We start from the raw sequence: 622 nt of genomic DNA, 5'->3' as shown, positions 1-622 counted from the left end.
TTATTTGAGGATCAATCCAGTTTTCGTCAAGCTGGTCTATAAGTATAAAGCTTGGATTGGATTTTGTGCCGTGTTCGGCCAAAGTATCGATCACTTTAGACAAATCTGATAACAAATCTGGGAACGCAAACTTCCTAGCAACTCTTTGGAGTTGAGACTTTTTTTCTGCACTTAAGCTTCTTACATATCCCGCACGAGCATTAAATTTTTCAACTTCGCCGCCAAGCTCTGCATTTACATTTGATTCTAAGGTTTGAGTAATCTCCCTTATATTTTCATCCATAGATATCCAAAACTTACTTTCCCATTTACGAAGATATTCCAGCCCTCTAGATTTCCTCTGATCTCGATTAAAGGCACTGAATATTTGTGAGAATATGTATCGGGACTTTTCTTCGTTTTCCACCTTGAATTTCAATCTAATGAACTCAATTAAGATTACATGCTTCCACAATGCTTGAAAAAATAGATCAAGATTGACGTCTAGACTGGTTAAGAATTTAACTACATCGCTATTACCGAGATAGCCAAGAGCCATTTCATCAAGCTGGATTAAATTCGATCCAATGTTTTCTTGCTGTAGTTTTTTTACAATAGCTGTTTTCCCTGCACCCGTTCTTCC

At 37.1% G+C, this 622-nt stretch carries 1 protein-coding gene; it reads right to left on the bottom strand.

Annotated elements, in window-relative coordinates; translation table 11 throughout:
* A partial coding sequence (locus CK240_RS18830; RefSeq protein ID WP_205957919.1) for a hypothetical protein occupies positions 1-622 on the bottom strand: 622 nt, incomplete at both ends.

This window comes from Paracoccus salipaludis, assembly GCF_002287065.1.
In the GTDB taxonomy this organism is placed as follows: Bacteria; Pseudomonadota; Alphaproteobacteria; order Rhodobacterales; family Rhodobacteraceae; genus Paracoccus; species Paracoccus salipaludis.
Note: the sequence above shows the minus strand (reverse complement) of the source record. Positions and strands in the feature narration are given on the sequence as shown.